The 11,921-nt window shown below is 48.0% G+C and carries 13 protein-coding genes; 7 read left to right on the forward strand and 6 right to left on the reverse strand.

Annotated elements, in window-relative coordinates:
* Nucleotides 1–145: 145 nt before the first annotated feature.
* From KH208_RS13675 to KH208_RS13695, 5 genes are all read right to left on the reverse strand, one after another.
* Nucleotides 146–616, reverse strand: coding sequence for a hypothetical protein (locus tag KH208_RS13675; RefSeq protein ID WP_291437213.1), 471 nt, complete (start codon nt 614–616; stop codon nt 146–148).
* 148 nt (nt 617–764) lie between these two features.
* Nucleotides 765–2,039 carry a type II toxin-antitoxin system HipA family toxin gene (locus tag KH208_RS13680; protein WP_291437215.1) on the reverse strand — a complete coding sequence of 425 codons (1,275 nt, stop codon included), beginning with the start codon at nt 2,037–2,039 and terminating at the stop codon, nt 765–767.
* 60 nt (nt 2,040–2,099) lie between these two features.
* Nucleotides 2,100–2,453 carry a helix-turn-helix transcriptional regulator gene (locus tag KH208_RS13685; protein ID WP_083522016.1) on the reverse strand — a complete coding sequence of 118 codons (354 nt, stop codon included), beginning with the start codon at nt 2,451–2,453 and terminating at the stop codon, nt 2,100–2,102.
* A gap of 190 nt (nt 2,454–2,643) precedes the next feature.
* Nucleotides 2,644–3,084: a hypothetical protein gene (locus KH208_RS13690; RefSeq protein WP_291437218.1), complete on the reverse strand. Its 441-nt coding sequence runs from the start codon at nt 3,082–3,084 to the stop codon at nt 2,644–2,646.
* Nucleotides 3,085–3,092: 8 nt separating this feature from the next.
* The gene (locus KH208_RS13695) at nt 3,093–3,866 is read right to left on the reverse strand and encodes a hypothetical protein (RefSeq protein ID WP_291437220.1); all 774 of its coding nucleotides are present in this window, start codon (nt 3,864–3,866) and stop codon (nt 3,093–3,095) included.
* 280 nt (nt 3,867–4,146) lie between these two features.
* Between KH208_RS13695 and KH208_RS13700 the strand changes: the two genes are divergently transcribed.
* From KH208_RS13700 to KH208_RS13715, 4 genes are all read left to right on the forward strand, one after another.
* Nucleotides 4,147–4,608 carry a nucleoside 2-deoxyribosyltransferase gene (locus KH208_RS13700; RefSeq protein ID WP_291437222.1) on the forward strand — a complete coding sequence of 154 codons (462 nt, stop codon included), beginning with the start codon at nt 4,147–4,149 and terminating at the stop codon, nt 4,606–4,608.
* A gap of 39 nt (nt 4,609–4,647) precedes the next feature.
* On the forward strand, nt 4,648–5,235 hold the full coding sequence (locus KH208_RS13705; RefSeq protein WP_291437223.1) for a DUF6036 family nucleotidyltransferase: 588 nt from the start codon (nt 4,648–4,650) through the stop codon (nt 5,233–5,235).
* Nucleotides 5,217–5,687 carry a hypothetical protein gene (locus KH208_RS13710; protein ID WP_291437225.1) on the forward strand — a complete coding sequence of 157 codons (471 nt, stop codon included), beginning with the start codon at nt 5,217–5,219 and terminating at the stop codon, nt 5,685–5,687. Before KH208_RS13705 ends, KH208_RS13710 begins: the two co-directional genes overlap by 19 nt.
* Nucleotides 5,688–5,784: 97 nt before the next feature.
* Nucleotides 5,785–6,768: a metallophosphoesterase gene (locus tag KH208_RS13715; RefSeq protein ID WP_291437227.1), complete on the forward strand. Its 984-nt coding sequence runs from the start codon at nt 5,785–5,787 to the stop codon at nt 6,766–6,768.
* A 272-nt stretch (nt 6,769–7,040) separates the two neighbouring features.
* Here KH208_RS13715 and KH208_RS13720 read toward each other — a convergent pair whose 3' ends face one another.
* Entirely contained in the window at nt 7,041–7,820 is a 780-nt protein-coding gene (locus KH208_RS13720; protein ID WP_291437229.1) for a DNA adenine methylase, read from the reverse strand.
* A gap of 403 nt (nt 7,821–8,223) precedes the next feature.
* Between KH208_RS13720 and KH208_RS13725 the strand changes: the two genes are divergently transcribed.
* From KH208_RS13725 to KH208_RS13735, 3 genes are all read left to right on the forward strand, one after another.
* Nucleotides 8,224–8,817 (forward strand): hypothetical protein, encoded by a 594-nt coding sequence (locus tag KH208_RS13725; RefSeq protein WP_291437230.1) that lies wholly within the window; start codon nt 8,224–8,226, stop codon nt 8,815–8,817.
* 595 nt (nt 8,818–9,412) lie between these two features.
* Nucleotides 9,413–10,405 carry a DUF4116 domain-containing protein gene (locus KH208_RS13730; protein ID WP_291437232.1) on the forward strand — a complete coding sequence of 331 codons (993 nt, stop codon included), beginning with the start codon at nt 9,413–9,415 and terminating at the stop codon, nt 10,403–10,405.
* Between the two features lie 77 nt (nt 10,406–10,482).
* Nucleotides 10,483–11,688, forward strand: a complete 1,206-nt coding sequence (locus KH208_RS13735; RefSeq protein ID WP_291437235.1) for an ankyrin repeat domain-containing protein — start codon at nt 10,483–10,485, stop codon at nt 11,686–11,688.
* The last annotated feature ends 233 nt before the right edge of the window (nt 11,689–11,921 follow it).

The raw sequence follows: 11,921 nt of genomic DNA on the forward strand, positions 1-11,921 counted from the left end.
AAAACTACTCTGGAAGAAAAAGGTCGGGCAGCTCAACTAACCTGACAACAGGCACCATCAAAACGGTACCGACTGTCAGATCAAGTCTGAACTACTACACGTAACTATTGGATTTGTCCGCCATAATAAAGACTCCAAAAGAATTTTATATTCTTTTTATGCTAAAAGAGCTTTTAATGTTTTCTCTGCCTGTGGAGACTTGCAGCATCCTCATTGCAAGCCGGGCACCCTCAAGGTCTGTGCGGCAGAGTTGAATATAGCTTGGGGGGAATTTTTCTCCTTTTTTTCGGCCTCTCTCCATTTTGACATAAGCCCTGGCGGCGTAGCGGCAAGTTCTGTGAATGAAACTTTTGATTTCCAACCAAAAACTGGAATTTGTTACAATCTTAACGTCCAGACTTGGCATGGTGATTAAAAGCTCAGAGGAGTTTGAATCGCTGATCGCTTGCTCACAATATTTGCTCAGACTTTCAGCACACTTTTTCATGAGTTCAAGTCTTGCACTTCGGAGTTGACCTTCATGGGAGGCTCTGTAGCAGGCATCCATGCTCGCGAGGGCGTGTTCCTCATCACGCAGGGCCTGCAATAGATTGTTTGTTGCTTCGGCCAATCCCATATTTTGCAGAATGCCTCCCGTTTTCAGCATTTTTTAATTTTATTGAAAAATAATATTTTTCTCAATATTTTTCTTATAAAAAAGAGAAAGCCCAGCGCAATGCTGGGCTTGGCGAGTATTCACTTTATGCCTCAAGGGCAGCGCCAGGTTAGCCCTGACGAGGGCGTGGGGATGAGGGGAGGACTTCTACCGGTGCGCTCTTCACATCCTGGTTGAGCGCCAAGTCAAAGCAATTGCGCAATTCATTAAAGTGACGTTGGGCTACGCCCGCTCCAGCATATACCCGTTCCCAGTTTTGTCGTATCGTGCCCCGCACCTCTTCCAGAATGGCTGAAACGCGATCTTCGGAAAGTCCAAAAGCGCGGCCTGCCGCTCGGAGATTGGAGATTGAAGCGATACGGCCTTCAGGGCCGATGCCCAGGTGAAGCATCCGCGCGGAGTCTTCCATCACCGGTTGGGGAACCACATCATACGCGGGAGACAGGCGCCATCTTCGGCTTCCCAGATCAAAAAGGAAGCCGTGATTACGCGCATGGTCATCCGAATTGTTACAGAAAACGTTGAACGCCATCCGTCGATAGAGCTGAGCTATATCTTCGCGCACTGTATCAGCCTGATAGAAGTCACGGCGCATAGCGGTGACAATATCTCCGTAAGAGGTAGGTTCCCCCAGATCCTGGCGCCCGGTCAGGGTCATGGCTGACACAAAAGGGATGCGCTGCGAATGCTTTTGCTTAAGATCACGGTCAAAACGTTGGATAAGGAAAATATCCCGATCTCCAAATACAGTGACTCGTCTGGTTGCCGGCACTTCGATGCCGCAGAGTCCGGCAAGCTCAAGATTGGCCTGCTCAATGCGGCATGTCGGCCATGCCTCGCGCTCTTTGCTGAATTTGGCAATCCACTGTTGGCCGTCCATTTCGACGGAGGCCTTGGGCCTGGCCCCGCCAAGAGCGGAAGAACCACGGACAAAAAAGCGGCGATAACTTGGAGAGAGTGATTCAGCCGCTTCAACCGTATCAGCGGCTTCCAGCATGCCTTCAAGGTTGAGTTCAGTACCGGGAAGGTTGGCAGTCCATTTCGGAACATCGGAAAAAGCCGGGCTTCCCGGATCCAGACTGAAGCCCAGGGCGCCTACACGGTCGGGCCCTGCATAAAGCATGTAGTCGAACTCTGAGAGAGTAAAGCCTGATCCTTCAGCGGCGGTATCAAGCACATGCCTCCCCCAGTCATCAGGGCAGGCGTCACGGATCCCGCCAAAAAGAGTGCCCCCTTCAGGCCCTTCAAAAGTATGCTCTTTCCTCAAGGGCAGCTGGACAGGATCCACAGGAACAGCGTCCTTCCTGTCCAGATATCGGTTTGTATACTCGAAAAGACAGCGGCTGAAGCGTCCGTCTTCATAGTGGCGCAGGCGGCCGGCCAAGATAAATTCCCCGCCAAGGTGCATATGAACATATGCCTCGCGAGCTCTCATGGTCACCCCTTAAAAGTTGTAAATATTTTCTTTGGCAGGCCCGGATTGTCGGCGGTTCAGCCCTTCCAGGCGCCTTCGTTCGTATTCAAGCCCAACCATGTCTGTTTCCATGGCCGCAACGGCATCAATATCGTTTTCAAGCTGAAGGCATGTCAGGGCCGTCATTAATGTCCCGAGGCTCACGCCCGGGGCCCCTTTTTCAAGGCGCTGCAGTGTGGCCACGGAGACGAGCATGAGGTCGGCCAGTTGACGGAGAGTCAGTTTTCGCCGTTTTCTGGCCAGACGAATGCGGTGCCCCAGATCTTTCAGCCTGGAGAGGGAGCTAGGGGGCAAAGCCGATATGGCGACGGTATTTCTACTCATAACTTAGTACAAAATTGCATTTTTTACTAAGATATAGTAATTTTTTACTTGGGTCAAATTGGTGATCTTCAAGTGCTGTGGCGTATTTTTGAGTGTGTGGGCACCTCCACGGACGGACCTGAAGGAAGAATCAGCCGTTTCCTGGAACTCCTCAAAAATGGCGGCTGTGACTTTACTCGCCTCGGAAGGATCACCATGCAGAGGTATAGTGATATCCTGTAGTAGGGCCTGACGGCCAGAGGCGGCGGCCATCCTCGAAAATTTCAAGATGACCGCGGACGTCGTTTGAAAAAACGGCGCAGCATGCCTCAAATTCATCCACAGGATCTATGAGATAGTAGCGAATGTCGGGGCGGGGGCGCATGAAATCGGCACGGTAAAGTGTAGTGTCCCAACCGTGCCGGATCCCAAGCTCCAGGATCCAACTGTGGGTGTTTCTTTCATCAGCGGTAAGCATGGGGAGGGTATCAAGGCGGTGCCCTGCTTCTCCAAGAAGCGTTCTGGCCGTGGTTTTTTCGAAAGCCACATGTCCGCTGCTTTTGGCCAGATCGTGCATTTCGAGGATGAAGTCTTTTCTGCTCTGGCGGCGCTCCTGATTTCTGCCAAATTTTTTAAATTTTATGTCCAACATAGGAACCTCTAGGGCCTGAGGGGTCTTCTGCAGGACTTTTGCGCCGCATCTTCTGTATCTGCCGTTTTCTGATCATCGCATTTTTCAAGCGAAGGCCCCCTAACCACTTTTTCAAGAACCTGTTTGTTCAGATGAACCCTTACGGTGGTTCCCGTATGCTTTTCTTGGGCAATGACGGACACGCCGCAAGGAGCGAATTCAAGGTCATAAGAGTATACGGCCGGAAGGTTATCTTCGGCCAAGTCAGGCCTGGCATTCTTAAAGCTCGGCTGCCATACATTTGGAGGATATTCCTCAAAGTGGCTATCTCTGAATAAAATGCAATCAATCCCAAGATCTGAGGCGTTAAAGGAGAGTTTCTGAGGTGTGAGCACGCCTGTGCTGCTGCGGAGCTTCTCAAAGCGATCCCAAAGGCTTAAAATCCGTTGTGCTGTGGTAGGCGACATTCCAACATAGAGGGGGCCTACATCAGCGAACTCGTTGCTGCAGTAGCCATTGGCCACAGCTCCAGCCCGCGGCTCCGGCAGGGGCGGACCTTGAGTTTCTCGAAGAGATTCCAGAAATTCATTGGCGCTATCGTGTTGCGGGTTTTGATATATTGCACGAATTCTGCCATAAAGTTGCTGCGTTTCTTCAAGATTCCGTCGATTTTGTTGCGCACGCATCGGGTAGTCTGCATTATCCTCTTCCACAGCGCAAAGATTAGAACCCTGAAGATGTTCAATCCCCATAAGGATTCTTTCCATGTCTTCATGGGAAAGTTTGTCTATTGTATATGTCATAATTCTTTCCTTTCTTTCTTGCCGCCCAGGCACGTACTCGAGAATTTGGAATTTTAATTTTTGGTCTTTGAAAAATATCAAATTTTGCAATTTTACTCAATTTATTTCTAATTTTTCAAAAAACTTTCTTGATTTTTATGAAATGTAATATTCTTATGATGTATAAAGTATAAAATATTCTTTATATAATTTATCTCTTGAAAGGCTTTGGGCCGAAAGAAAAAAGGGACAGAACCGTTTCATCTACAGGGCCATCAACCCTCCAAAGGAGGTCGTGATTATGCGTATTTATCAGGCGGGGCCTCTTTTTTCAGAGGCGGATCGTAAGTGGCATCAGAATTTGAAAGCGATGCTTGCCGCGGCAGGCCACGAACCTGTTTGGCCCGGCGATCTGGTGTCCCAGGAAGACGTTGCCCGGTGGGGAAAGGATGCTGTGCGGCAGATTATGGAAACGGATCGCGCTGCCCTGGACTCGTGCGACTTGGTTCTGGCATTGCTGGACGGTGCTCAGGTGGATGATGGCACGGCCTGGGAAATCGGCTATGCCTTTGCCAGGAATATCCCCATTATCGGGATCCGCACGGATTTCCGCCAAGCCGGAGAAACTGCCGGCTCTCGGGTCAATGCCATGATCGAAGCGAGTTGTGTAAAAATTGTGAGGAGTGCTGCGGCAGCTACTGGGGCCTTGGAGTATGTGAAGACGCAGCACGCCAATCTGGCGGCGTATAAATTGACTTCATAATTTATCGAAGCTAGATTTTTTATGACAAGAGAGGTCAAAATGCCAGGCAATTACCATGCTGGGCGTTATTTTGATGCCAGTATGAATATCCTTGAGCAAATAGCTCAAACCGTCGAGGGCTGTTCATATCCTGTGAATGCCTATATTGCCGGTGGCCAGGCTGTAGCCTTTTGGCTTAACGGCTTGAGGATGTCTCTTGACCTTGATGTGCTGTTTTCCCACAAAATGAGCGTTGCGCAAGGGTTACATGCTCTTGTTGTTGCCGAAGATCCACTTGATGCGGAACGTGTGGATTTTGATTATAATTTTAATAGTACATTTTCTCTCATTCACGATGAATACCCGGAGAGGGCCAAAAAAATTGCAACGCTGGGGATGTTGGAAGTGTATGTCCTTGCGCCCGTTGACCTGGCTCTTATGAAACTTTCCAGATTTTCTGATCGTGATCGCAATGACATTAAGCAACTCATTGCTCATGGTCTTCTTGTTCGTGATGAACTCCGCGAGCTTGCTGAATATGCAATCCATGATTATGTGGGAAATATAGATGTGTTGAAGAACACTTTAGACATTGTTCTCGACTGGTTCCCGTTCCAGAAGAAAACGCCATGCTGCTTGCGCCCTTAACCTTTCATGCAGTCTCTTTGGAGAGAAAATTTCCTTCAATGGAGACAGCGTTGGAAGCCTTTTGCAAAGGCCGTTCTGATCTTTCGCCTCGTGAGCGCCAAGCTCTGTTTGCATGCGTTGTTTCCATGTTTTTTCATTGGCGTGCATTCCAGCACATCTCTCTGGACGAATATTTAGTTGTCAGAGCATCTTGCGCCAGGCTGGCCTATGCCTGCCTTATTGCCACTCGAAAAATGGTTTCCGGTCCTCAGAAGGAAATATTGAAGGGCGTATTCAGGAAGATCTGTGGCGCACATACATTGGGGGGCGGTCAGCTGTTCCCGCTTTTTGACGGTGCCGGACATGCGGGCAAGCGAAACCTCCAAGAGGATGAGGATCCTGATGCGCTCTTGTGCGGAATCGCCAACTACGATGTCTGCTATGCTGATATCGTGAAGATGGTGTGGAGTTAGGCAGCCTTCTGGTTTCGTCAGACAAATATGCCACCTGCACCGACGAGGTTGAAGTCTTGCGAACGGGTACGGCCTCCGCGTACACGTGAGGCGACACATGGAAGAAAAAAGTATCCTGGTGCTTGGTGACTCCCACGCCCGCTGGGATTACCTCTGCTCAATCCTGGCGGTCTACAGCCCTGATCTGTGCATCGTCGCTGGGGATTTTGGCTGGTGGCCAAAGTTATTTCCTTTACCGCATGATATACTCCCGGCCTCTGTACTTGCGGCGACCGAGCTGCACTTTCTGGACGGCAATCATGAGGATCATCCTTCTCTTTGCGCCGCAGCTCCCAGGGGGAGCTTTCAATCCGTCGAATTGGCGCCGCATGTGATTTATCATCCCTGCGGATCCACCATGGAATTGCCTGACGGGAGAACGGTTTTTTTCGCGGGGGGAGGGAAGTCCATAGATCGTGCGTATCGGGAGGAGGGACGCGACTGGTTTCCTGAAGAAATTCTTGAGCGGGCTCACCTCCCCAGCAAACTGCCCAAGGTGGATATTGTCCTTTCGCATACAGTGCCCACGGCATTTGGCATAGCTAAGCACAGCTGGAAGAACACGCCGCGGGGCAACTTTGATTTTTCGCCGGATCCGAGTGTCAAGGTTCTTGATATGGTGTTGCGCGGTTGCAGACCATCGCTCTGGATTTCCGCGCACTATCATCGGCGTCTTGACGGCATATACGCGGAAAACGGAATGCGGACCGAGTACCATATCCTGGACCAGCTGGACGGGTATTTCTGCAGCAGCGCATATTCGTCGGCAGCCCTTTGGCTGAGTGGCAGGCCCTGTAGGGACTCCATAGGGTTTGGCTTTCCGGATGGCAGTATTGCTGAAGCACGCCGTGATGCGTCGGGTCTGTATGGTTGTCTCCCCCATGAGAACATTCCACTTCAATATCGTGGAGCGGCTGAAGAATTTTTTCGGGGCAGAACTGCACCTGTTCTCCAAGGAGCGGATGGAAAGCAAATCTGCGGCGCATATTTCCACGATGTAGGTGATTTTTTAAGAGCCCTTTGGAAGAGAAAATGGACCTAAATTTTGAAAAGATGCGTGAGACCGCAAGGCGGTTCCGCAGAAAAAAAGCCTTGGCCGGCGAATTCCCCGCCAGAGAACGAACATAGCCGCGCTCCGAAGAGAAACAGCAGATTTTGGAACAACTGATAATGAAAAAATTGCGGCGCAACGGGGTCTAACCTGCGGCTTATCTGCGGGCGCATGGAGAGTTTCCGCCGGAAAAACTCAGGTGATGTCTTAAAGATGATACGGAGAATAGTTTGTGGGCCGGGGTTATACCCCGGCCCTTTTACTTAGAAATTGGCAATCAGCAGCTCTGAGGGATGACTGTTTCTGCCTGGCGCGCATGTGTAACAGGTGCTGAGGCTGGAAATGCTAAAATTGGCAAAAAGTTCCCTTACCCTCGGAACGTCATTCAAGGACAAAAGGAATTTTCCGCGCAGATTTTTCAAAAGCCCGGGCAGTCGGGCAAAATCCTCCCTATGAAACATATCCTTGCCGTAATACTGCTCACGTCCGAAATAGGGCGGGTCAATGTAGAAGAACGAATTCTCACTGTCATAGCGCATGAGAATTTCCTGGTAAGGAAGGCATTCAATACAGGCCTGTGCAAGGCGCTCGTATGCCCCGCATATTATCTCGTTGACTCTGAGGGGGTTGAAGTTAGCTGGCTTTGAGCATTTCCGGCTAAATGACGGCTTTCCCGCCATGCGGCCGCTGAAGGACATCCGAATTATCTGGAAATACCGAACCGCGCGCTGGATGTCCGTGAGGCATTCGACCGGCATCCTCCAAAGGCGCTCAAACTCCAGTAGCGCCGGCAGCGTCCAATTCATCTGCCTCAGAAATTCCTCGTGATGATTTTTAACCACACGGTAAAGCGTGACCACATCGGCGTTCAGGTCATTTAAAACCTCAACGGGCGCTGGATCTTTCCGGAAAAAGATCCAGGCGCCGCCTGCGAACGGCTCAATGTACGTGTGATGTGGCGGAATGAGGGGAACGATACGCTTGGCCAGGCGCATTTTGTCGCCAAGCCATCCTGCCAGAGGAGAAACGATTTTGGTTGCCATGGAAATCTCTCACTGGCTGTCGCGCAGCGCGGGTCTGGGGCGCGGGGCCCGCAGTGTTTCTATTGGCAATGCAATTTTTAAACCAAGAATAAATTACAGCGGACTGGACTTTGTCTGGTTTGGTAAGACGAATTTTTAAATTTTTCTCACCTTTTTCTTGTTTTTTAGAAAAATTAGAAGTAATTTTTCAATTATTCATAAAATGTTCTCCCATGAAATGGATCAATGGAGCGATCAAGAAAGCCGGAGCAAGACCCCGGATGCTCCGAGGCCTTGAAGAGATCCTAAATCGTACCTCGCTTATGTCTCCATCATGGGCAGGGGCATGGGGTGCTGGCCCGGAGTCAAGTCTTTTATCTGCGAAAGTATGGAGAACATCCCTTTGTAATTGGAGGTTAATGATATGACAAAATCTAAAAATATAGCTTTGATGGCAAACGTTAATCTTCTCAGGTCGGTATATATAATTATGGCTCCATTGGCAGTCGTTTTTGCTGCATACATAGTTTGTGATTATACAATTTTTTATCAATTTTTACGCATTGCCCTTTTTGAAAAATATACATTACCTGGAAATAATTTTATTATTGATTATAATTCTATCTTTAGTGCTTGGTCTTTAGTTGTTGTGGTATCTATTGCATATATCGGAGGGTATATTAATATAAGAAGCTATAAATCTGGAATAATGTGTATTATAATTGAGATTATTTTTATTATAACATCATTTTTATTAATTCATAAAATAATTTATACAAAAGCAAGTATTGATGAAATACAATATACTATTTCAAAAATTGAAGAATTTAAAGCGGACTCTGAACTGAATTTATGTAAAAAATTAGTTAAAAAATATGATGATGATTTTTTATCTCTTAACATTATTTCATATAAGGTATGCGTTGATAAAGTCGAAGAAAGAAGAAAAGAAATTTATATGATAAATATGATGGAACGACAAAAGGATATGCTAAAGGATGTGCTTGTCGTGCCATAACTGAAGCGGATAGTGTAGCAAAAATTACAATACAATGAAAAAATACACAAAGATAAAACTATGCGGCCGCCAGCAGACAGTACGGAGTCGATGGGCGCAGGGTATGATTCAGGCAAGATTACAAACTAGAATGTTATTATCAAAGTTCTTAATAATATTTAGTTTGTTTTGTATAATATCAGTATCAGTATTTATAATTTTACTCGTTTATTCTCTATATATGATGTTTAATGTAAGTATTCTGCTAATATCTTTACTTTTTATTATCCCAATGTGCTTCAATATGTTCAATATGTTTAAAACAATCTCTAAATATAAAAAATATTATTACTTATATTTTGATAAATCAGATATAGTTTTATTGCTGGTAATGCCATTAACAACTTTACTTTCAGGGATATTTATTTTGGATATTGGATTTATATTTGGATGCAAGTAAACAATTTAACAAGACTGCATAGTTAAATGAAATATTTCAAAAATGCTGTATTCCTACTGATTTCCAAGGACAGCTTTGCATCTACTGGCAGGAAGGGCGCGCTGCCGTACGTGAATTAATCGCCGCAACCCTATTATCAGCAATACGGAGAAGAATATGATCTCATCTATTAAAGACCTTGAAGTTTGGACTGATGAAAACCATTGTTTGGCCGCTGTACAACGGGATGGATTGAACATCAAATTTGTCAAGCACCAGACAGAAGAAATTTGTATGGAGGCGGTGATAGAGAATGGGAATGCCCTTCAATACGTCCGCGATCAAACTCATGAAATCTGTATGGCCGCCGTCTTTCAAGACGGAGAGGCACTTCGATATGTTCGGAACCAGACCAGGCCCATATGTATGGAAGCCGTGAAGCAAAGAGGTTCAGCGCTTCGGTATGTCATTGATCAGGATGAGCAGATTTGCATGACGGCAGTGAGGGAGGATGCCATGGCGCTCGAGTTCGTCAGGAGACAGACCGAGGGAGTTTGTTTGGAAGCCGTGAAGCAAGACGGCAATGTCATACATTTCGTCCTTGACCAAACTGAACCTGTTTGCATGGCTGCAGTGAAGGAAAATGGGTATGCTCTTCAATTCGTCCATGAGCAAACCAGTCAAATATGCATGGCTGCGATCACTCAATGTGGGAACGCTCTTCAATACGTTCGGGAACAAACAGAGGCTATCTGTCTGCAGGCCGTGAAGCAAAGTGGCACTGCTCTTCTAGACGTTCAGGAGCAGACGGAGCCCATATGTCTGCAGGCCGTGAAGCAGGATGGAATGACTCTTCAGTACGTTCGGAAGCAGACGGAGCCCATATGCCTGCAGGCCGTGAAGCAAAACGGCAAAGCCCTCCAGTATGTCCGGAAGCAGACTGAATCCTTATGCATGGAAGCCGTGAAGCAAAACGGCTCAGCCCTTCAATACGTCACCAACCAGACTGAAGAGATATGCCGTACCGCCATGAGAGAGAGGGGGGACGTCGACGTACTCCGCTTCGTGGACAAAGAATTCTGGCACATATTCCATCAGGATTTGAATTCCGGCTATCGCCCGGGTCTTGAGCAAGGCCCTGGGGGCCGGAGAAAGCCACGTTGCCAATAGAATTGAGCGCAGAAGGCATTGCGGAAATGAAGAAAGAAAAAGTTTTTCCCGCCCTCTCTACTTCGCAGGAGAAAGCCATGGAAGACTGGCAGCAAACATATCAACTTCAAAAGTGGCTGGAAGATTACGAGGAGAGCCGTGCAACACTGGACGATCTTCCTGCGGATGATGATTTTTCACAGATCCTGAACGGTGGCAGCTATAAGGGAATGACATTGCTGCACGCTTTGGTGATGTCCGACGACCTTTCAGCCGTCAAGGGCGTTCTGGAGCGTGGAGCGAATCCCCATGTGGTCGATGCTGAGGGAAGCACGCCCTTGCATTGTGTCTCGGCTTACGGCCTCTATAGATGCTGCAATCTGATCCTTAGCCATTCATCTCTCAGCGGGGACGGGAAAAGTCTGGTCAATGTGAAAAACAAAGAAGGAAAAACAGCCCTTCATTATGCGGCTGAATACAGAAACACACACGTTTATAAACTGTTGCTGGAGAATGGCGCTGACGATGGCATCCAAGATGCTGAAGGTATGGCTCCGCGTGATATTTTCAAAAATGGAACAGTTTCTGAGTTGTATTCAATCCGCCCTGTGGAGAATCACCAGTATAACTGCCCATATTGCCATAAAATGCTTCAAACTTGGCACATAAATGGAAGCGGCAAAGAGGTGGGGTCCCCTTCCGGGCCACTGGCAACGGATGGAGACACCGTATGGGGCGTCACGGAAGCGGTGAAGTGGACGGAAACGGACCCTTGCGATTGGGGACTGGAACTGGCGCGGAGCTGTCTCTACTGCAAGGAAAAAGGCTTTTTCGTCACCGCAAATTTCATGAGCAGGAAATACTCTGGTGAAGAATATGAGTCCCGGCTGTCATTCTGTACCGAACCAGGCAGGCCGGAATATTTCAAGGTCAATCTGAATGAACTTGAAATGAAAAGAATAAACGGCATGGCATTCGATGCCAGATCGAATCATCAGCCTGAATTTCTTGTCCCACATTGGCCTGATGTGGAGTTCAACGGAGGCTGCTGGCATTTCACGGAATACAAATCTGCGACTCTGCCCCCGATGCAGGCGCACAGGATCGGTCCCTTCCAGATCCGGGATATTGATAACATACAAGGGCCATATGGCGTTTCCGTCTGCACTGGGGCGGGAACTGAGTGGGACTATGCGAAAGATTTGCTGGTCTCTCTTTTTCCATACTTCTGGGACATCGCAGACCAGAGGGAACGGCAGTGGGTGGAGAAGATACGTGAAGGAAGTAAAAATGTTACCACATGAATCTGTCAAGGGAATTACTCGGCTGGCGACGTATGATGCAGAGGAATCGACCCCGCTCCTGGAGTTCGGCGCGCTAAACCCCAACGATCTGGAGGCGATCAACAAAGTGTACGATGAAGCTCATGGGTTTAGAAATGTAGTAGTTCAGACTTGATCTGACAGTCGGTACCGTTTTGATGGTGCCTGTTGTCAGGTTAGTTGAGCTGCCCGACCTTTTTCTTCCAGAGTAGTTT

Source organism: Desulfovibrio sp., from assembly GCF_018379785.1.
Lineage (GTDB): Bacteria > Desulfobacterota > Desulfovibrionia > Desulfovibrionales > Desulfovibrionaceae > Desulfovibrio.

Coding starts and splice junctions, on each gene's coding strand:
- KH208_RS13675 (WP_291437213.1), bottom strand. CDS start 616: ATGGGATTGGCCGAAGCAACAAACAATCTATTGCAGGCCCTGCGTGAT.
- KH208_RS13685 (WP_083522016.1), bottom strand. CDS start 2,453: ATGAGTAGAAATACCGTCGCCATATCGGCTTTGCCCCCTAGCTCCCTC.
- KH208_RS13690 (WP_291437218.1), bottom strand. CDS start 3,084: ATGTTGGACATAAAATTTAAAAAATTTGGCAGAAATCAGGAGCGCCGC.
- KH208_RS13695 (WP_291437220.1), bottom strand. CDS start 3,866: ATGACATATACAATAGACAAACTTTCCCATGAAGACATGGAAAGAATC.
- KH208_RS13700 (WP_291437222.1), top strand. CDS start 4,147: ATGCGTATTTATCAGGCGGGGCCTCTTTTTTCAGAGGCGGATCGTAAG.
- KH208_RS13705 (WP_291437223.1), top strand. CDS start 4,648: ATGCCAGGCAATTACCATGCTGGGCGTTATTTTGATGCCAGTATGAAT.
- KH208_RS13710 (WP_291437225.1), top strand. CDS start 5,217: ATGCTGCTTGCGCCCTTAACCTTTCATGCAGTCTCTTTGGAGAGAAAA.
- KH208_RS13715 (WP_291437227.1), top strand. CDS start 5,785: ATGGAAGAAAAAAGTATCCTGGTGCTTGGTGACTCCCACGCCCGCTGG.
- KH208_RS13720 (WP_291437229.1), bottom strand. CDS start 7,820: ATGGCAACCAAAATCGTTTCTCCTCTGGCAGGATGGCTTGGCGACAAA.
- KH208_RS13725 (WP_291437230.1), top strand. CDS start 8,224: ATGACAAAATCTAAAAATATAGCTTTGATGGCAAACGTTAATCTTCTC.
- KH208_RS13730 (WP_291437232.1), top strand. CDS start 9,413: ATGATCTCATCTATTAAAGACCTTGAAGTTTGGACTGATGAAAACCAT.
- KH208_RS13735 (WP_291437235.1), top strand. CDS start 10,483: ATGGAAGACTGGCAGCAAACATATCAACTTCAAAAGTGGCTGGAAGAT.